The sequence below is a fragment of the Sphaerisporangium sp. NPDC088356 genome, assembly GCF_040685555.1.
Taxonomy (GTDB): domain Bacteria; phylum Actinomycetota; class Actinomycetes; order Streptosporangiales; family Streptosporangiaceae; genus Sphaerisporangium.
Map to the genome: position 1 here is coordinate 13566 of NZ_JBFBIK010000087.1, position 18305 is coordinate 31870.

Genomic DNA, 18305 nt, shown 5'->3' on the forward strand with positions numbered 1-18305 from the left:
GTTCGCGGAATAAACGTTAGTCGATCGAACATTCGGACGCCGAATGAATGCCCCTGGAGCCGAGACCATGATCAAGCCGTTCCGCATCGACATCCCCCAGGCCGACCTCGACGATCTGGCCGACCGGCTCGCCCGCACCCGCTGGCCCAACGAGGTCGCCGACGCCGGGTGGGACTACGGCTTCCCGCTGGCGCGGCTCAAGGAGCTCGCCGAACACTGGCGGACCGGGTACGACTGGCGCGAGCACGAGGCCAAGCTCAACGAGCTCCCGCACTTCACCACCGAGATCGAGGGCCAGAACATCCACTTCGTCCACGTCCGGTCCGCGAAGCCGGACGCGCTCGCGCTGATCCTCACCCACGGCTGGCCCGGCTCGTTCCTGGAGTTCCTCGACGTCATCGAGCCGCTGTCGCGCGAGTTCCATCTGGTGATTCCGTCCATCCCGGGGTACGGCTTCTCCGGGCCGACCCACGAGCGCGGCTGGGATATCGTCCGGGTCGCGCGGGCCTGGGCTGAGCTGATGCGCCGTCTCGGGTACGAGCGCTACGGCGCGCAGGGCGGCGACTTCGGCTCGGGCATCTCAATGGCGCTCGGTGCGGTGGCACCCGAGCAGGTAGTCGGGGTGCACGTCAACTACCTGCCGACCCGGCCGGTCCCGGACGCCGACATTGAACTGTCGGAAACGGATGAAGCTCGGCTGGACAAGGTCCGGCAGATGATGGCGAATCGTCCGCCGTACCAGGCTCTGCAGGCCCTGACCCCCCAGACCATCGGCTACGCGCTGACCGACTCGCCGGTCGGCCAGCTGGTCTGGATCGCCGAGCGCTTCGCACAGTGGACCGACCCTCGCTCGCAGATCAGTGACGAGCGGATGCTCACCGACATCTCGCTGTACTGGCTGACCGCCACCGCGGCTTCCTCGGCGCGGCTGCACCACGACACTCCGCGGCGGATCGAGCCGTGCCCGGTACCGGTTGGCGTGGCGGTGTTCGCGCACGACATCACGCAGTCGGTGCGACCGCTGGCCGAGCGGCTGTACGACATCAGGCACTGGTCGGAGTTCGAGCGCGGCGGCCACTTCGCCGCGATGGAGGTGCCGGAGCTGCTCGCCGAGGACGTCCGGGACTTCTTCCTTACCCAGATCAAGTAGGACTACCGGGTCGCCACCCGCTAGGTGAGCTCCTCCAGCCTGCCGACCGCGCCGGTGTCTCAATGGCGGGGCAGGGTCGGATGCGGGGGGACGGAGATCTCGCCGGCCATGGTGCTGGTGATGGCCCAGCGCTCGTGGTCCCGCCAGGCGCCGTCGATGAACAGCAGGCCCGGGGAGTAGCCCTCTTTGCGGAAGCCGTGTCGCCGGGCAAGCCTCAGGGAGGCCTCGTTCTCGGGCTGGATGTTGGCTTCCAGCCGGTGGAGCCGCAGTTGCTCGAATGCGTGGCGCAGCACCAATCCGATGCCTTCGGACATGTACCCCTGGCCGGCGGTGGGAGCGAAGGCCGCGTAGCCGAGGGAGCCGCATTGGAAGCGTCCCCGGATGATGCTCTGGATGTTGATGTTGCCCGCGATGGCACCGGTTTCGCGCACACAGACCAGCAGGCCTTCGGCGGACAGCGGGTCGTCGAATCGCCCGACGTAGGTCTGGAACTCCTGCGGTGTGGCGGGCAGGGACATCCAGGGATGGTGCAGGTCGACGCTGGCGCGGACCAGTCCGATGAACTCGTCCTGGTCGTCGCGGGTGATCGGGCGCAAGGTCACGCGGGAGGAGCCTCCCCGTCGGCCGGGGAGGAATGTCTGGTTCGCCGCCGCCTGCCCGGTTCCTTCGGCTCCGTCGTTCTGGATCACGGATGGAACGGTATCGCGGTTAACGACCTGGCTGGCAAGACAGCCTCCGGATGGACTCGCGGGCCGTCCAGCATGATGTCCACGACGCGGCACGAGGCCCGGTCGTCGGACGCTTGCGGTGTCCCGCAGCGTGACGGCCCGACCGCACCGTCCCCTGGGACGGTCGCGCCGTGACCCCGCCGGCCCTGGGGACGGTCGCGCCGTGACCCCGCCGGGAGCCCGCTGTGCTCGCGGCGGACCAGACGCCCCCACCGGCCACGCGCTCGGCTGAGCCGCCCCGCTCCCCCGGCCCCAGGTGGTGGCGCGCGACCGGGACCGCCTCGAACCTGCGGGTCCGGCTGCGGCGGCAGACCGGGCTCAGCCCGACGGCCTACCGCCGGCGTTTCGGTCCCGCGGCCGGGCGGGAACTCGATGACTGACGGGCGGAGCGGCCTGGTCCGGGAGGGCGGGGCCGGGTAGGGGTAGGGCGTCGGCCTTGGCAGACAGGACGGGGGTGCGGCTGTGCTTCGCTACCTGGACAGGGACCGCCTCGCGATCGTGGCGGCACTTGTGGCCCCGCTGGCCCTCTCGGCGGTGCTCGTGCCGTTCCGCACGGGGCTTTCGAACACGAACGTGGCCCTCGCGCTGGTCGTGGTCGTGGTGGCGGTGGCCGCCAACGGGCACCGCCTGGCGGGCGCGCTCGCCGCGGTGTCGGCCGCCGTGTGGTTCGACTTCTTTTTCGCCCCGCCCTACCAGCGGTTCACCTTCACCAGCTCCGCGGACATCCAGACCGCCGTCCTGCTGCTCATCGTGGGGCTGGCCGTCTCGCAGCTGGCCGCCCGGGCGCGGCGCCTACGGGTGGTCGCCGTCACCGACGCCGCCTACCTGGCCCAGATCCACGACACCGCCGAGCTGGCCCAGTCCTCGAAGTCGCCGGAGATGGTGGTCGATCACGTCAGGGCTCAGCTCACCGACCTGCTGCACCTGCGCGGCTGCCGCTTCCAGTACGGGATCCTGATCGGGCATCCACCCCGTCTCGAACAGGACGGCACCGTGATCTGGGGACGCAGGCACTGGGACGTCGACCGGCTGGGCCTACCGGACGAGGAGGTCGAGCTGCGCACGCTCGGCAACGGCCATTTCTACGGCCGGTTCCTGCTCGACCCCACACCCGGGGCCGTCCCGCCCCTGCAGGCGCGCCTGGTGGCGGTCACCCTGGCCGACCAGGTGGGCGCCGCGCTCGACACGGCCGCCAACGGCTAGGCGGTACCGCTGACCTACGACCAGTTCCGGTACGCCTTCGCCAACGCCGTCAGCGAGGAGGAGGCCAGGGAGCTGTACGACGCCTTCGCCGTGCCCGCCCCCGGCGCGCCGCTGTTCCAGGCGGCAGCCGCCAACCTCAACCCCTGGACCGAGGCCAAGGTGGACACCGGCAACCCCGACCGGGGACCGCTGCTGATCATCTCCGGCGAGAAGGACCACACCGTCCCCCGGGGCCATCGCCAACGCCTCCTACAAGCAGCAGAAGGACAACCAGGCGATCACGGAGATCGTCGAGATCCCCGGCCGAGGCCACACGCTGACCATCGACAGCGGCTGGCGCGAGGTCGCCGGCACCGCACTGGAGTTCGTCAAGCGCCTCGTGTGACCGGCGCCGGACGAGACCAGGCGAACACGCCTCCAGGGCACCGGGATGGCCTGGAGGCGCGCGGGTCTTAAAGTGATCGGGTGCCTGTCGAGCGGCTGACCCACAACCGGTCCAACGGGGTGACCGGTGGCATCTGGCGCGAGGGCGGCGTCGTCCACAAGATCCTCACCCACCGCCGCGACGACGCCCCCGGACACTGGTCCTCCTCCGCCGACCCGAGGCACTGGAACTACTGGCGCAGGGAAGCCCTCGCCTACCGGTCGGGACTTCCCGGGCGGCTCGGCTTGGGCGCGCCGGCCGTGCTCGACATCAGGGAGACCGGCGAAGGCGACATAGAACTGCTGCTGGAGGACGTCGAAGGCCGGCACTCATCGGCGTTGTCCGTGGAGGACGTCGTCGCGACCGCCCGAGCCCTCGGGCGGAGCCAGGGACGCGCGGACCTTCCCCGGGACCCCTGGCTCAGCACGGGCTTCCTACGGGACTACAGCACCTCACGCCCTGCCGAGTGGCACCTGCTCGACGACGATCGGGCGTGGTCCCAGCGACTGATCGAGGACCACTTCCCGCGGGAACTGCGCGAGGGCCTGCTGCGCCTGCACCGCGACCGTGAACGCCTGCTGTCGATCATGGAGGCGCTGCCCCGTACGCTCTGCCACCTCGACGTCTGGCCCAACAACATCGTGCGGCGCCCGAACGGTGAGGTGGTCCTGCTCGACTGGGCCTTCGCAGGGGACGGGGCTCTCGGGGAGGACATCGGCAACCTCGTCCCCGACTGCGTCTTCGACCTGCTCCTGCCCCACGACGTGCTCGACGAGCTCGACGTCCGGGCCACGCGGGCCTACCTCGAAGGACTTCGCGAGGCCGGCTGGTCCGGCGACGAACGCGTGGTGCGGCTGGGCATCTGCGCCGGCGCGGTGAAGTACGACTGGCTCACGGTGAGGAGCCTCGAAACGGCCTCGGCCGACCGGCACCGTGGCTACGGCGACGTCACCACCGCCGACCCGGACGCCGGCTACGCCGCCAGAGCGGCCGGCCTCTCCCTCTGCGCTCGCTGGACCCGTGAAGCCACCGACCTCGCCCACACTCTTGGCCTCCACTGACCCAATCCCTTGTTGCCGGGTAAACGGCAAAGCGCTCTCCTCCCGCATTGGGATTTTCGTGGCGCAATTACAGAAATATCCCTATTAAACGCCACAAAAACCATGTCAATGGAGTTAAGGCGGCATGGAGCACGTTTTAGGGCGTGTCGCCCCTGGCGTTGGGTGGGGATGGGAACCGTCCGGCGAGAATGGGAGTGTCACCGTCTGCGGGGGCCGTGCCGTGAACGACTCGTTGCGCCAGGTGGCCGCCCTTTCGAAGAGCGCAAAAGGGGACAGGCACATGAACACTCGTCTTCTCACCCTTCCGGTCGTGGCGGCCCTGTCGCTCACGACCGCTTACGGCACCTCGGCCGGCGCCACCACCGCCGCCACCGCCGCCACCGGCGCGAGCGGGGCCCCGGTGGCGGCGGGCGTCGTCCAGGCGCCGAAGCCCTCGCCGGCCTCCTCGCCGGTCGGCCCGGGGTGCTCGTCCCTGCCGCAGTCGGGCCCCGGAAGCGTCGCCGACCTGGGGAGGCTGCGGGTGGTGACCGCCGCCGCGCACAGCCCCGACCTGTCCACCTTCTACTCGGCCGTCAACAAGGCCGGCCTGGTGAACAAGCTGAACACCACCAAGGACATCACCGTGTTCGCGCCCACCAACGAGGCCTTCAACAAGCTCGGGAAGCGGAAGCTGAACAAGCTCCTCGCGGACAAGAACGCCCTGACCAAGGTCCTCACCTATCACGTCGTGCAGGGCCGCAAGACGCCCGCCGATCTCAAGAAGGGCAGCTTCACCACCCTGGAGGGGGACAAGATCACCACGCGTGGCTCCGGTGACAAGATCAAGGTCAACGACGCCCACATCGTGTGCGGCGACCTGCAGACCCGCAATGCCGCCCTCTACCTGATCGACGGAGTCCTGACGCCCAAGAAGTGAGGGCGGCCTACGGTCCCTGGGGGCCGCGGTAGGGCAGGGTCTGGCTGTACACGATGCTGGTGGTCGTGCTGCCGAGCTGGGCGAGCTCGTCGATGAGCTTTTCGAGGTGGGCCATCGAGGCGGCGGCCACCTTCAGCGTGTAGCAGTCGTCGCCGGTGGTGCGCAGGCACTCAAGAATCTCGAAGCGCTCGGCGAGCAGCCGGTGCAGGGGCTCGTGCCGGCTGCCCGGGTACTTCAGGCGCACCACGGCGAGCACGGTGAGGCCGACCTTCTCCAGGTCGACGCCGGCGTGGTAGCCGGTGATGACGCCCGTCGACTCCAGCCGCCTGACCCGCTCGGTCACCGCGGAGGCGCTGAGGTTGACCCGCCGTCCAAGCTCGGTGAGCGGGATGCGGCCGTCCCGCTGCACCTCGACCAGGATCGACCAGTCGGTCGCGTCAAGAGTCTCGGTCATCCGGCAAAGATACCGGCAGATCCACGGCCTATCGGCTGGTACGCCGGGAGAAGTCCCTTCCAGCCGGAAGTGATCACTGGATAGCCTGAACTGGTGCAAATGGGGGTGAACGTCCCGAATTTCGGGCCTGGTACCGGCCCTGGCGTGCTGCGGCAATGGGCGCGGACGGTCGAGGGTCTGGGCTTCGACCTGCTAATGGTCTCCGACCATGTCGCGGTGACATCCGACGTCGCCGAGCAGTACCCGGCGCCGTTCTACGAGCCCTTCACCACCCTGGCGTGGCTGGCCGGTGTGACCGACGGGATCCGGCTCGGGACGACCGTGCTCGTCGTGCCGTACCGGCACCCGCTGCTCATCGCTCGCATGGCCGCCAACCTCAACCAGCTCAGCGGGGAACGGCTGATCCTCGGCGTGGGCGTCGGCTGGGCGCGGCAGGAGTACGCCGCGCTCGGCGTGCCCTTCGAGCGGCGCGGGAGGCTGACCGACGAACACCTCAGGGCGGTGCGTGCCGCCTGGGACGACGATCAGGACTACCGCAGCGGGCGGATCCCGATCTGGGTCGGCGGCAGCAGCGACGCCGCCCTGCGCCGGGCGGTACGCCTCGGCGAGGCCTGGCACCCGCTGCGGTACACCCTCGGCCGGTTGCGCGACTCGCCGGCACGGCTGAAGGCCATCGCCGACGAGCTGGAACTGCCGGCACCCGCCTTCGCTCCGCGCATCGCCCTGCGGCTAACCGAGTCGCCGGTCACCGCGCGGACCGGCTCGCCGGCGAGGGCACGATCGGCCAGATCCTCGACGACCTCGAACAACTGCGCCTTCTCGGCGCCGACACCGTCGTGCTCGACCCCTTCAACGGCGACCCGCGCGAGATGTGCCACCCGCAGACGGCGTGGCAGGCGCTCGCGACCGTGTCCGCCCACTGGGACCTGGGCGCGCGTCACACACGAACGGAGCAGAAGTGACACACGACGACGAGGGCCTTCTCCGCAAAGCCATCGAGCTCGCGAGCAAGGCGCGGGCCGGCGGGAACCCGCCGTTCGGGTCGCTGCTGGTGGGACCGGAGGGCACCGTGCTGGTCGAGGAGCACAACACGGTGCTCACCGACGCCGACATCACCGCCCACCCCGAGCTGAAGCTGGCCAGATGGGCGGCCCGCGAGCTCGACCCCGCCACCGCGGCCGCCACCACGATGTACACCAGCTGCCAGCCCTGCGGCATGTGCGCGGGCGCCATCGAACGGTCGGGCCTCGGCCGCGTTGTGTTCGCGCTCTCCACCGAACAGCTCACCGGCCTCAAACCGCCCGCCACCGCCGCGGGCGCGCGCCAGGAGGGCCCGGCGCTGTTCGACGAGGCGCGCGTGCCGGTCGACGGTTACTACACGTGATCCACCCGATCACCAGTGCGCCGGGTGAGTGAGTGACGGCGGCAGCTTCGTGCCGCCGTCACCCTTCGCCGAGTGGAGCTGGGACTGGATGAGGAAGATGCTCCCGGTGAGGTCGGCGCCTGAGAGGTTCGCGTCCCTGAGGTCGGCCCCGATGAGATCGGCCACCCGCAGGTCGGCGCCCGTGAGGTCGGCTCCGATGAGGTAGGCCCCGCGCAGGTTGGCGCCTCTCAGGTCGGCGCCTTTGAGGTCGGCTCCGATGAGATCGGCTCCTCTGCGGTCCTTCTTCCCGCGGCGGACTCCGGCCCGTACGAGCTCGCTCGTGCGCAGCAGCAGGGCGTTGACGTCCCGCCGGTGCGCGGCCACGTCCAGCTCCACCAGCGTGCCGGGATCGTCGTGGGTGAGGCGTTCTGTGCGGTCGAACGCGAGCCTCAGCTCACCGTGGATCGAGCGGGCGGGCTCCAGCGTCAGCGCCTCGTCCAGATACCAGAGCAACTCGTGGAGGTGCCGCATGATCGCGAACACCTCGAACATCCGCTTGGCGGTCGACGGGGCCCGCCGCCAGTCGTGCCCGCCGAAGGTGACCTGGGAGACCTTCTGCCCCGCGCCGAAGCAGTCGTAGACGGTGCACCCGGGAAAACCCCGCTGCCTGAGGGTGTCGTGGACGCCGCAGCGGAAGTCCGACGCCAGGTTGGGGCAGGCGTGCCCGGCGGCCTTGTCGATCGCGAAGTCCGCCGAGGCCGAGAAGGCCGGCGCGACACAGCACAGCGCGAAGCACCGCCGGCAGTCGGCTCGCAGCTCGAGGCGGCCCCCGCCGGCGAGGACTTCCACGTGTTCCTGGGACAATGTGGGTGGTCTCCTGATGGATCGAGAGCACCGCGCCCCGGCGTTCTCAGGCTGAGATCTTACTCTGGGAGTTCCTGGCCGAGCGCGTCAGGTCCGCGCAGCCGAGGCCCTGACAGCCCGGCCCCACGCGCACGGCTCACGCGCACGGATCGTCCCCCAGACGGGCGGCTCTGACGTGGAGGTAGCGCTGTTGCGGGAGGCTGGTCGTCCGCAGGGCCGCCTCCTGGTACGACTCGCGCGCCGCCGCGCGGTCACCGGCCATCTCCAGCAGGTGGGCGCGCACCGCGTGCAGCCGGTGGTCCCCGGCGATCCGCTCGTCGTGCTGGAGCTTTCCGAGCAGGGCGAGCCCCGCGTGCGGGCCTTGTGCCATGGCCACGGCGACGGCGTGGTTCAGCGCCACCACCGGGTTGTCGGACAGGCGCATCAGCAGTCCGTACAGTGCCGTGATCTGGGCCCAGTCGGTCGCCTCGGCGCTCGGCGCCTCGTCGTGGATCGCGGCGATCGCGGCCTGGAGCTGGTACGGGCCGGTCATTCCCGGGGGAGCGCCTCGGTGATGAGCGCCACGCCCTCGGCGATGTACGTGGCGTTCCAGAGGCTCCGGTCCTGCTCGGCCATCGGCACCAGCTCGCCGGCCGGCCCCGTACGTGCCGGGCGTCGCGCGTCGGTGAGCAACATGAGCGCGAGCAGCCCGGCCACCTCGCCGTCGCCGGGCAGCAGCCGGTGGACCATGCGGGCCAGCCGGATCGCCTCGGCCGCCAGCTCAGCGCGTTGCAGGTCTGGCCCTGAAGTACTGGAGTATCCCTCGGTGAAGATCAGGTAGAGCACGTGCAGGACCGCGCCGAGCCGTTCGGCGCGCTCCGGGGGCCGGGGCATGCCGAAGGGGATGCCGCTGTCCTTGACGCGCTGCTTGGCCCGGCTGACGCGCCGGGTCATGGTCGCCTCGGGCACGAGGAACGCGCGGGCGATCTCCGCGGTGGTCAGCCCGCCGACCGCCCGCAAGGTGAGCGCGATCTGCGACGCCGGCGACAGCGAGGGGTGGCAGCACATGAACAGCAGGATGAGCGTGTCATCGGAGTCCGATGCCGGCCTGCCGGCGGCGGGGGCCGGCGACAGGACCGGCGGCGTCCACCTGGCCACGGTGTCCTCACGGCGCCGGCGGGTCTGCTCGCTGCGTAGCAGGTCGGTCAGCCTGCGCGAGGCGACCGTGATCAGCCAGCCTCGCGGGTTGTCAGGGACGCCGTCCTCCGGCCACCGCGTGGCGGCCGCGAGGAGTGCCTCCTGCGCCGCGTCCTCGGCGGTGTCGAAATGCCCGTAGCGCCGTACCACCGCGCCGAGGACCTGCGGAGCCAGCCGGCGCAGCAGGTCCTCGACCTCGGTGCCGGGCACGAGATGATCAGAGCTCCAGCTCGGCCCGAGACTCCGCGATCGGCCGTACGGGCCTCCGGCGAGTTGAGCGTCCGCTCCAGCGTGTGGTGCCGCCCTCGATACGGCTTGTCCTCGTCGCTCCACATCTGCTTGGCGATCTGGAGCGTCTCCTCAAGGCGCTCGAAGCGCTCGGCCAGTGGCGGAAAGCGGTAGCCCAGGCCGCGGGCCTCCTGCTCGTACCAGCCGGCGCCGATGCCGAGGACGGCGCGCCCGCCGGACAGCGCGTCCAGGGTGGTGACCTGCTTCACCAGCATGGCGGGCTCGCGGTAGGTGGCGCCGGTGACCAGCGTGCCGAGCGTGACACGGCTGGTGAGGGCGGCGGCGTAGGACAGGGCGGCGTACGCCTCCGGCATCGGGTCCTCCTGGGCGCCGAAGTTGGGGATCTGCCAGTGGTGGTCCATCACCCAGAGGCTGTTCAGGCCGGCGTCGTCGGCGCCGCGGGCGACGGCCGCGAACTTCCCGGCGATGGCCGCGTCGCCGCCGGGCCAGGTGAAGCGGGGGCAGGTGAGACCGAGTTTCATCGAGCGCTCCTTCTCAGGGCAGGCCGAGGCGGCCCGCTCCGTCGCGGGCCTGCCAGGGTGCGACCAGCGCTGTGGCGCGCCGGTCCGTTGAGGGCGACCGGGCCCGCGGGTCGCTGAAGGAGCCCCGCGGGCGCGGTCGAGGCTGCCCGGAGGCAGGGGAGCCGTCACGGCCAAGTGTGATCGCGAAGTACGCGGAGACCTTCGTGAACCGTGGACGGCACGGTGGAAGCACCTCACCGTGAGAGGCACCCTGGCGAAGCACGCGCGGCCGTGGACGGTGACCTCAGTCCAGAAGGGGCCGCGGGTGGCGTGTCGCGTTCAGCCGGATGCCGCAGGGACATTTTACCGGACTTCCGGCGGTAGAATGCCCACCACGGCGATGGATCCCGCCGGGGCGGTGTCGCCGCCCGAATCGCCTCCCGGCTGATGGTTCCTGACGACACGTCGGGCATTGCCGCGAGCGGGGGCAGCTTATGAGACCTTCTTCGTACCTGGTCACGCGACCGGCCGCCACCGGCTCCGCGCTCCCGCCGACCGGTATGGAAGGGAGTGGCGTGTGACAGCGCGTCCGTCTGGGGACCACTTCGATCCGGATCCGCCGAGCGGGAGCGACCTGCCGATCGACTCGGACGTCGACGTCGCGCACGAGCGAGGGCATCCGGAGCGGAACGTCTTCGAGGCCCGTCCCGGCAGGCGCCGGGCAGGGGCCCTGGGCGTGCTCGTGGTGATCGCCCTGGGGGGCGGGCTCGGCAGCGTTGCCCGTTATTTGGTGAGCCAGGCGATCCCGACGCCCGCCGGCCACTTCCCATGGGCGACTTTTCTGACCAATGTGACGGGCTGTTTCGCGCTGGGCCTGCTGATGGTGTTCGTCCTGAATGTGTGGCCGCCCAGTCGTTACGTGCGGCCCTTTCTCGGGGTCGGCTTCCTCGGGGGCTACACGACGTTCTCCACCTTCACCACCGAGATCCTGCGCCTGGCCCGCGAGGGGCGATGGGCCGTGGCCGACTCGTACGCGGTGGGCAGCCTGCTGGCCGGGCTGGTCGCGGTCTGGTGCGGGATGGCGCTGGCACGCGGCCTGGCGGGCATCCCCGCGCGGCGATCTCGCGACGAGAGGAGTTCCCGATGAGGCTGCACGGCAGAGCCGTCCGCCTGACGATCTTCATTGGCGAGACTGACCAGTACCGGCACCGGCCGCTGTACACCGAGATCGTGCACCGTGCCCACGCGCACGGCCTGGCCGGGGCCAGCGTGTTCCGCGGGGTCGAGGGCTTCGGCGCCTCCTCGCTGATCCACACCACCAGGCTGCTGTCGCTCAGCGAGGACCTGCCGGTGGCGATCGTCATCGTGGACGTCGAGGAGAAGATCACCGAGTTCATGACCGAACTGGACGAGCTCGTCACGGAAGGACTGGTGATCATGGATCCGGTGGACGTCTACCGCTACATCGGCAGGAAGGCCGAGACCGAGGCCGGCGAATGACGGTCCTGCTCGTCTTCGCGGGCGGAGCCCTCGGCGCGCCGGCCCGATACCTCCTTGACCGCTTCATCCAGAAGCGCCACGACACGGTCTTCCCCTGGGGCACCCTCACCGTCAACCTCGTCGGCTCGCTGGTCCTCGGATTCCTCGTAGGGCTGGGAACCAGGATGGCCATCCCCCAGGAGATTCCGCTCTTCGTCGGCACCGGCGTCTGCGGCGCGCTCACCACGTTCAGCACCTTCGGCTTCGAGACGACGCGCCTGCTCGAAGAGGGCTCGATCCTCGCCGCCGGGCTCAACGCCCTGGGCGGCCTGCTCCTCGGCGTCCTGTCCGCCGCCGCGGGGTACGCGCTCGCCGTACTCGCCTGACCGGTGGCCCTGGGCCGGGGTGCGATCCGGGGACTCATGGGCGAGATGTGGGTCACATCAGGGGAGCGGTGTCACACTCCCGGGCCGCCGGCGCTCTCAGGATGTGACCGTAGCGACCGCGGCAGGAGGAACCAAGGATGTCCGACACCCCGCCAGGGGCCCCGGAGGAGACGGCGACGCGGATCTTCGTCGGCCACCGCGAGCTGCTGTTCTCCATCGTCTACAACATGCTGGGCAGCGTCGCCGACACCGAGGACGTGCTGCAGGAGACGTGGCTGGCGTGGGTGCCGAGGAGCCGGTCGCCGACGGGCGGGCAGATCGAGAACCCGCGCGCCTACCTGGTGCGGATCGCCGTCAACCGGGCGCTGGCCCGCCAGGCGACCATCAGCCGACGCCGGGAGGAGTACGTCGGGCCCTGGCTGCCCGAACCGCTCGTCACCCCGCCGGACGGCGCCCCGATCGCGGCCGATGCCGGTGACGCCTCCGAACCGGCCGTGCGAGCCGAGTCGGTGTCGATGGCACTGCTGGTGGTGCTGGAGACGCTCACCCCGCTGGAGCGGGCGGTGTTCGTTCTGAACGAGGTGTTCGGCTACGCCCACACCGAGATCGCCGGGATCCTCGACCGCAGCCCCTCGGCGATCCGCCAGCTCGCGCACCGCGCCCGCGAGCACGTGCACGCCCGGCGCCCGCGCTACCAGGCGGATCCGCGGGTCCGCCGCCAGGTGACCGAACGCTTCCTCGCCGCAGTTATGGGCGGCGACCTCAACGCGCTCATGGAGGTCCTGGCACCCGAGGTGACCTTGTGGGCCGACGGCGGCGGCAAGGCGCGCGCGGCGGGCCTGCGGCCGATCCACGGCCGTGACAAGGTCGCCCGCCTGATCATCGGCGATTCGACCAGGCGTCCCATCCGGGATCTCGGCGTCCGCATCCGGAGCGTCAACGGCGACCCGTCGGCGCTGCTGATGTCGGGAGATGCTCTGTTCGCGGTCATCGTCCTCGACCTGACCCCCGACGGCGGCCAGGTGCGCGGCGTCTACGCCGTGACCAACCCGGACAAGCTTTCGCACGTCGGCTGAACACCGGAAGGAAGATCGTGCCGGGGGTCACTTCGGCTGGGGCCGTGCGCGGACGTGGGCGCGCTCGCCCTGCCTGCCGAACAGGCACAGGAACTCGACGGGTTCGCTGCCGACGCTGCCGAACCAGTGGGGTACGCGGGTGTCGAACTCGGCCGCCTCGCCGGGGAAGAGCACCAGATCCTGCTCGCCGAGGACGAGCCGCAGCCGTCCGTTGAGTACGTAGAGCCATTCGTAGCCCTCGTGCACCTGGGGATCCGGTGTCTGGGGGTGGCGGTCGGCGGGGATGACCTGCTTGTAGGCCTGGAGCCCGCCGGCCCGCCCCGTCAGGGGCACCATCGTCCTGCCGTGGCGGGTGATCGGGCGCATGTGGATGCGCGGGTCTCCGGTGGGGGGTGCGCCGACGAGCTCGTCGAGCGGGACGCCGTGGGCCTTGGCCAGTGGCAACAGCAGTTCGAGGTTCGGCCGGCGCTGCCCGGACTCCAGCCGCGACAGGGTGCTGACGGAGATGCCGGTCTCCGCGGACAGGTCGGCCAGCGTGATGTCGCGCTGCCGGCGGAGCGCCCGCAACCGTGGCCCGACAGCGGTGAGAACCTTGTCCAGATCGTCGTCCATATCCACACTTTGCCAGGTCAGCAATGTTGTTTGCTCTTCTGCGTCCAGGCTCAAGCCCAGAATGGCCCACTTCGCTCACCGGGAGGTGTCGACTTCGGTCGGCGGAGGCGGCGACTTTCGAGGACTGCTCGCGAGGGCCCGGGTTCCTAACCTGAACCAGGTGATCGAAGTGCAGAACCTCAGCAAGAGATCAGTGCAGCAGACGGCCGCCACGGAGAGCAACGGCTTTATCGATTCACCCGGCCAGGCGCCGGATCTTGAGTGTGTTGTCCGTGCGGGTGGTCGGCTGCCCGTCGGGGTCGTTCTGGATCCGCTCGTGCTCGTCGCTGAGCAGCACCTCCCATTCCCCTTCCCGCGGGTCGAGGGATTCGAAGACCTCTTCCGGCGTGGGCAGGTGCACGTCGGGGTGGTCGTGCTCCCAGGAGGGGTGCCCCGCGTGCCCGACGATGAGCAGGACCCCGCCCGGGGCGACGGCCGAGGCGGCGGTGCGCAGGATCTTCTCTCGCGGCATGTCCCCATAGGAGTGCAGGAACTGGGCGGAGACGAGATCGAACACCCCGGCGGGGAAGGACGCACCCAGGTCATGCCACTGCCAGTCGATGCGGCCGGTGACATCGGCGGCGGTGGCGTGCAGGGCCGCGCGGTCGAGGGCGACGCGGGAGATGTCGACGGCGGTGACGTGCCATCCTTGCCGCGCCAGCCAGATGGCGTCGGCTCCCTCGCCGCATCCGAGGTCAAGGGCTCTGCCCGGCGCGAGGCCGGTGACCTCACGGACCAGCACGGTGTTGGGGTTCCCGCTCCAGATCTGGTCGCTCTCGCTGTAGCGGGCGTCCCAGAACTCCGCGTCCGTGGTGCTGTCGGTCATGTTCGTGCTCTCCTTGGTGTCTTGGGGTCGAGGCGGGGGTCACAGACCGTGCCGGCGGTCGCCGAGCACGCGCTCGGATGCCTCCCGTTCCATCCGCGCGGAGAAGGGGAGCCTGCGGCCGGCGACGGCCCGGCGGGTCTCCTCGCCGATCAGGTCGGTGTTGATGGCCGCGGCGGCGCGCACGCCCTCACCGGCGGCGCCGATGACCCGCTGGGTGAGGTTGGCGACGTTGCCCGCCACCCACACCCCGGGAGCTCCGTCGCACCGGGCCATCGGCTGCGATGTAGCTGCCGATCACCTGTCCTCCCATCTCCTGCTCGGTCGCCGCGAGGCCCAGGCTGGACAGGACGCCGGCGCGGGCGGTGAGGCGCGGAAGGACCGCCAGGGCCTCGCAGAAGATCACCCGGCCGTCGGCCAGGCGGACGCCAGTGAGCCGGTCGTCCGCCACCTCTAGCTTCGCCACCGTTCCGCGTACCACGGCGATGTCGCGGGACGCCAGTTGCCCGTACTCCTCCTCGCTGAAGTCCGGCGCGGTATGGGCGAAGAAGGTGACGTTCTTGCTCCACTGCCGCCACAGCAGGGCCTGGTGGACGGCGAGCGGATCGCCGCGCCCTGGCGAGGGTCAGCGCCCCGCTCAGCCCGGCGGCGCCACCTCCCACCACCACGACGTCGTAGTGGCTTTGGGGACAGCGGTCAATGTCTGTTCGTTCATGCGTGCGGCACCTCCGTTCACCGGAGATGATCCGCCCGCGCACGCGAAAGTGACAAAATTTCTTGCCGAGTCGGCAAATGAGGCCTCGGCGGCCGGCCCACGCTGTACGCGTTCGAGGTCGACCGTGCCGGACGGGAGCCGCTGCTCGTGCTCTGGAGGGAGTGCCGGACGAGGCGCGCACGCCACCTCCGGCACTCCCGGGATCAAAGGACTACGAGGCGTAGACCTCGAACTCCGACACCTGGCCGGCGGGCCAGCCGCTGTTGGCGGTGAAGGTCAGGCGCAGGTGGCGCCTGCTGGTCGCCGGGAAGGTGATGGTGGCCGTGTTGCCGGTGGCCGGGTTGAAGGTGTACGTCGCCGAACCGACGACGTTGGTGAAGTTCGTCCCGTCGGTGCTGCCGAGGACGGTGAGCGTCTGGGTGCGGGTGGCCCAGGCGGCGTCCGGGGGCAGCTTGAGCACGACGCGGCCGACGCTGACGGCCGAGCCGAGGTCGACGGTGACCGACTGCGGGAAGGCGTTGTTGGCCGACTCCCAGTAGGTGCTCGCGTTGCCGTCCACGGCGTTGCCCGAGCCGTACGTCTGTGAGTGGCTGGTCTCGGTGGTCGGCCTGCCCTGTGCCAGGTTGGTGACAGGAGCGGTGCCGCCGGTGCCGGTGAGGGCCACGGTCAGCGGGCCGTTCGGGTCGTTGCTGGCGACGCTCAGGTTGCCCGTGCGGGTGCCCGTCGCGGTCGGGGTGAAGGTGACGTTGACCGTGCAGGACGCGCCGGCGGCCAGGGTGGCGCCGCAGGTCTTGGTCTGGGCGTAGTCACCGGTCGTGGCGACCGTGCCGAGCGTCGCCGATCCGGTGCCGTTGTTGGTGACCGTCACGGCCTGCGCCGGGCTGGTGCTGCCGACCGTCGTGGCCGCGAACGCCAGGCCGGACGGGGAGGCCGCCAGGGACACGGTCGGCGCCGGGCCACCGCCGCCCGGGAAGATCTGGAACTCCGCGACCTGCGCCGCGGGCCAGCCGGAGTTGGCGGTGAAGTTCAGCCGGACCTGCCGCGCGCTCGCGGTGGTGAGGGGGATGGTTACGGTGTTCCCGGTCGCGGGGTTGAAGGTGTAGGCGGCGGAGGCCTTCAGCGTCGTCCAGGTCGTGCCGTTGGTGCTGCCCTCGACGGACAGGTTCTGCGTCCTGGTCGCCCATGCCGAGGGCGGCGGCAGCTTCAGGGTGATGGAGCCGATGCTCTGGGCGGTGCCGAGGTCGGCCTGCAGCCACTGCGGGAAGGCGTTGCTGTTGGACTCCCAGTAGGTGGCGGTGTTGTCGTCATTGGCGTTGCCGGGCGGGAAGCCGCCGATGGAGCTGCTGGCCGTCATCGTCGCGCCGAGGGCCAGGTTGGTGGTCGAGGTGATGCCGCTGCCGGAGAGGTTCACCGTCAGGGGGCTGTTCACGTCGTTGCTCGCCACCTTGACGGTGCCCGGGCGGCTGCCCGAGGCGGTCGGGGTGAAGGTGACGTTGACCGTGCAGGACGCGCCGGCGGCCAGGGTGGCGCCGCAGGTGGTGGTCTGGGCGTAGTCGCCGGTGGTGGTGACGCCGCTCAGGGTCGCCGGGGCGGTGCCGTTGTTGGTGACGGTGACGGCCTGCGCCGGGCTCGTCGACCCGGACTGCCGCGACCCGAACGACAGGCTGCCGGGGGAGGCGGTCAGGGCGACGCCGTTGGTGCCGCTGCCGGTCAGGCTGACCGTCACCGGACCGCCGGGGGCGCTGCTGGCGACCGTGAGCGTTCCTGTGCGGGTGCCCGTCGCGGTGGGCTTGAAGGTGACGTTGACCGTGCAGGACGCGCCGGCGGCCAGCGTTGTGCCGCAGTTGTTGGTCTGCGCGTAGTCGCCGCTGACGCTCACCGAGCCGATCGGGGCCGCCGTGGTGGCTCCGTTGGAGATGGTGACGGCCTGCGCGGGGCTGGTGCTGCCGACCTGGCGCGCCTCGAAGGACACGAGGCCGGGGGACCCGGACAGGCCGCCCGTGGTGCCCCCGCCGCCGGGGTAGATGTAGTTCGGGTCGGGCCAGGTGCCGGTGCAGGTGGTGGAGGTGGGGCTCCAGCCGGTATTGCCCGTGCCGACGGTCGGCGTGAAGCTCGTCCCGACGCAGTTGTGGATGGCGACGCCCGCGCCGATGTGGTTGGCCTTGACGTTGGTGAACGTCGTCGTGGCCCCCGACTGCGCCTGGATCATGTACGTACCGGTGCCGTCGATGTTGACGTTGTTGAAGTTGACGGTCTTGGTGCTGCCCTCGATGAAGTGGATGGCGGCGTACGAGCTATCCAGGATGTCGGTGTCGGTGACGTTGATCGTCGCGTTCACCGGCTCGTTCAGCCCGCTGAACCAGATGGCGCCGACGCCGAAGTGCCAGTTGTAGTCGTTGTTGCCCGCCCGGAGCAGGGTGTTGCGCGCGGCGGTGATCGTGCCGGCGACCGCGGTGCCCTGGCCGGAGTTGACGCCCGGGTAGCGGTTGGCGATGTGGATGCCGCCGCCGTTGGAGATGGTGTCGGAGACCACGTTGTCGGTGATCTTGATGTCCCTGCCGCCGTAGGTGACGATGTTGTTCGCCAGGATCGGCAGGATCACCGTGTTGTGCGTGAAGGAGTCGTTGACGTTCGGCACCCGTTCCGGCCACATCGCGAGGCCGTCGTCACCGGTGTTGCGCACGAAGGTGTTGGTCACCGTCGAGTTGGTCACGCCGGTGTGAAAGTTCACACCGTCGGCGGTCTGGTCCAGGATGCGGCTGTTCTTGATGGTGAAGTTGTCCATCGGGCCGTCCATCCAGGCACCGACCTTGGTGTGCTGCATCCACACGTTGTCCACGACCGAGTCGGTCATCGCCCCGCCCATGGCGTTGACCTGGTCGTTGTCCTCGCGCTCGGTGATCTCGCCGATGATCGCGAAGTCCTTGAGCGTGACGTTCCGGCTCGGGCCGCCGGCCTCCTGCGGCCGGATCTCGCCGCCGTAGCCGCCGCCCTGGACGTACTTGCCGTAGACGCCCACACCCCGGTTGCGTTGGGTGGGGTGGCGCCCGGTGAGCACGCTGTACCAGGGGCCGGCGCCCGCGAGGG

General features: G+C 70.3%; 17 protein-coding genes, 2 pseudogenes and 1 riboswitch. Of the genes and pseudogenes, 10 read left to right on the plus strand and 9 right to left on the minus strand.

Annotation, left to right across the window (positions count from 1 at the left end):
• Positions 1–67 precede the first annotated feature (67 nt).
• Entirely contained in the window at positions 68–1150 is a 1083-nt protein-coding gene (locus tag AB0O34_RS26335; protein ID WP_363919692.1) for an epoxide hydrolase family protein, read from the plus strand.
• A 59-nt stretch (positions 1151–1209) separates the two neighbouring features.
• Here AB0O34_RS26335 and AB0O34_RS26340 read toward each other — a convergent pair whose 3' ends face one another.
• Positions 1210–1752: a GNAT family N-acetyltransferase gene (locus AB0O34_RS26340; RefSeq protein ID WP_363919694.1), complete on the minus strand. Its 543-nt coding sequence runs from the start codon at positions 1750–1752 to the stop codon at positions 1210–1212.
• A 588-nt stretch (positions 1753–2340) separates the two neighbouring features.
• On the opposite strand from AB0O34_RS26340, the gene AB0O34_RS26345 reads away from it, so the two are divergent.
• From AB0O34_RS26345 to AB0O34_RS26355, 3 genes are all read left to right on the plus strand, one after another.
• Positions 2341–3081 (plus strand): DUF4118 domain-containing protein, encoded by a 741-nt coding sequence (locus tag AB0O34_RS26345; RefSeq protein ID WP_363919696.1) that lies wholly within the window; start codon positions 2341–2343, stop codon positions 3079–3081.
• A 465-nt stretch (positions 3082–3546) separates the two neighbouring features.
• Positions 3547–4566 carry a hypothetical protein gene (locus tag AB0O34_RS26350; protein WP_363919698.1) on the plus strand — a complete coding sequence of 340 codons (1020 nt, stop codon included), beginning with the start codon at positions 3547–3549 and terminating at the stop codon, positions 4564–4566.
• A gap of 280 nt (positions 4567–4846) precedes the next feature.
• Positions 4847–5482, plus strand: a complete 636-nt coding sequence (locus AB0O34_RS26355) for a fasciclin domain-containing protein (RefSeq protein ID WP_363919700.1) — start codon at positions 4847–4849, stop codon at positions 5480–5482.
• Between the two features lie 7 nt (positions 5483–5489).
• Here AB0O34_RS26355 and AB0O34_RS26360 read toward each other — a convergent pair whose 3' ends face one another.
• Entirely contained in the window at positions 5490–5936 is a 447-nt protein-coding gene (locus AB0O34_RS26360; RefSeq protein ID WP_363919702.1) for an Lrp/AsnC family transcriptional regulator, read from the minus strand.
• Between the two features lie 195 nt (positions 5937–6131).
• On the opposite strand from AB0O34_RS26360, the pseudogene AB0O34_RS26365 reads away from it, so the two are divergent.
• Positions 6132–6629: pseudogene (locus AB0O34_RS26365) on the plus strand (LLM class flavin-dependent oxidoreductase); the annotation flags it as partial.
• Positions 6630–6894: 265 nt separating this feature from the next.
• Positions 6895–7320, plus strand: a complete 426-nt coding sequence (locus tag AB0O34_RS26370) for a nucleoside deaminase (protein WP_363919704.1) — start codon at positions 6895–6897, stop codon at positions 7318–7320.
• Positions 7321–7329: 9 nt separating this feature from the next.
• Here AB0O34_RS26370 and AB0O34_RS26375 read toward each other — a convergent pair whose 3' ends face one another.
• The 3 genes and pseudogenes from AB0O34_RS26375 to AB0O34_RS26385 form a co-directional block, all read right to left on the minus strand.
• Positions 7330–8163, minus strand: a complete 834-nt coding sequence (locus tag AB0O34_RS26375) for a pentapeptide repeat-containing protein (RefSeq protein WP_363919706.1) — start codon at positions 8161–8163, stop codon at positions 7330–7332.
• Positions 8164–8299: 136 nt separating this feature from the next.
• Positions 8300–9489 (minus strand): annotated as a pseudogene (locus AB0O34_RS26380) (DUF6596 domain-containing protein).
• The gene (locus AB0O34_RS26385; protein WP_363919708.1) at positions 9372–10109 is read right to left on the minus strand and encodes an LLM class flavin-dependent oxidoreductase; all 738 of its coding nucleotides are present in this window, start codon (positions 10107–10109) and stop codon (positions 9372–9374) included. The pseudogene AB0O34_RS26380 and the gene AB0O34_RS26385 overlap by 118 nt, the downstream one beginning before the upstream one ends.
• A 366-nt stretch (positions 10110–10475) precedes the next feature.
• Positions 10476–10552: riboswitch (Fluoride riboswitch) on the plus strand.
• Between the two features lie 113 nt (positions 10553–10665).
• Here AB0O34_RS26385 and crcB (AB0O34_RS26390) point away from each other — a divergent pair.
• The 4 genes from crcB (AB0O34_RS26390) to sigJ all read left to right on the plus strand — a co-directional run bounded on the left by crcB (AB0O34_RS26390) (position 10666) and on the right by sigJ (position 13029).
• Positions 10666–11235 carry a fluoride efflux transporter CrcB gene (gene crcB, locus AB0O34_RS26390; protein ID WP_363919710.1) on the plus strand — a complete coding sequence of 190 codons (570 nt, stop codon included), beginning with the start codon at positions 10666–10668 and terminating at the stop codon, positions 11233–11235.
• A complete protein-coding gene (locus tag AB0O34_RS26395) occupies positions 11232–11588 on the plus strand; it encodes a DUF190 domain-containing protein (protein WP_363919712.1) in 357 nt (118 codons plus the stop codon). Before crcB (AB0O34_RS26390) ends, AB0O34_RS26395 begins: the two co-directional genes overlap by 4 nt.
• The gene (crcB, locus tag AB0O34_RS26400) at positions 11585–11953 is read left to right on the plus strand and encodes a fluoride efflux transporter CrcB (RefSeq protein WP_363919714.1); all 369 of its coding nucleotides are present in this window, start codon (positions 11585–11587) and stop codon (positions 11951–11953) included. The genes AB0O34_RS26395 and crcB (AB0O34_RS26400) overlap by 4 nt, the downstream gene beginning before the upstream one ends.
• A 137-nt stretch (positions 11954–12090) precedes the next feature.
• A complete protein-coding gene (gene sigJ, locus AB0O34_RS26405) occupies positions 12091–13029 on the plus strand; it encodes an RNA polymerase sigma factor SigJ (RefSeq protein ID WP_363919716.1) in 939 nt (312 codons plus the stop codon).
• 27 nt (positions 13030–13056) lie between these two features.
• Here sigJ and AB0O34_RS26410 read toward each other — a convergent pair whose 3' ends face one another.
• The 4 genes from AB0O34_RS26410 to AB0O34_RS26425 all read right to left on the minus strand — a co-directional run.
• Positions 13057–13641: an XRE family transcriptional regulator gene (locus AB0O34_RS26410; protein WP_363919718.1), complete on the minus strand. Its 585-nt coding sequence runs from the start codon at positions 13639–13641 to the stop codon at positions 13057–13059.
• A gap of 235 nt (positions 13642–13876) precedes the next feature.
• Positions 13877–14506 (minus strand): class I SAM-dependent methyltransferase, encoded by a 630-nt coding sequence (locus AB0O34_RS26415; RefSeq protein ID WP_363919720.1) that lies wholly within the window; start codon positions 14504–14506, stop codon positions 13877–13879.
• A gap of 39 nt (positions 14507–14545) precedes the next feature.
• Positions 14546–14752 (minus strand): hypothetical protein, encoded by a 207-nt coding sequence (locus tag AB0O34_RS26420; protein ID WP_363919722.1) that lies wholly within the window; start codon positions 14750–14752, stop codon positions 14546–14548.
• 677 nt (positions 14753–15429) lie between these two features.
• On the minus strand, positions 15430–18305 hold a 2876-nt coding region (locus AB0O34_RS26425), incomplete at its 5' end, for a choice-of-anchor D domain-containing protein (RefSeq protein WP_363919724.1).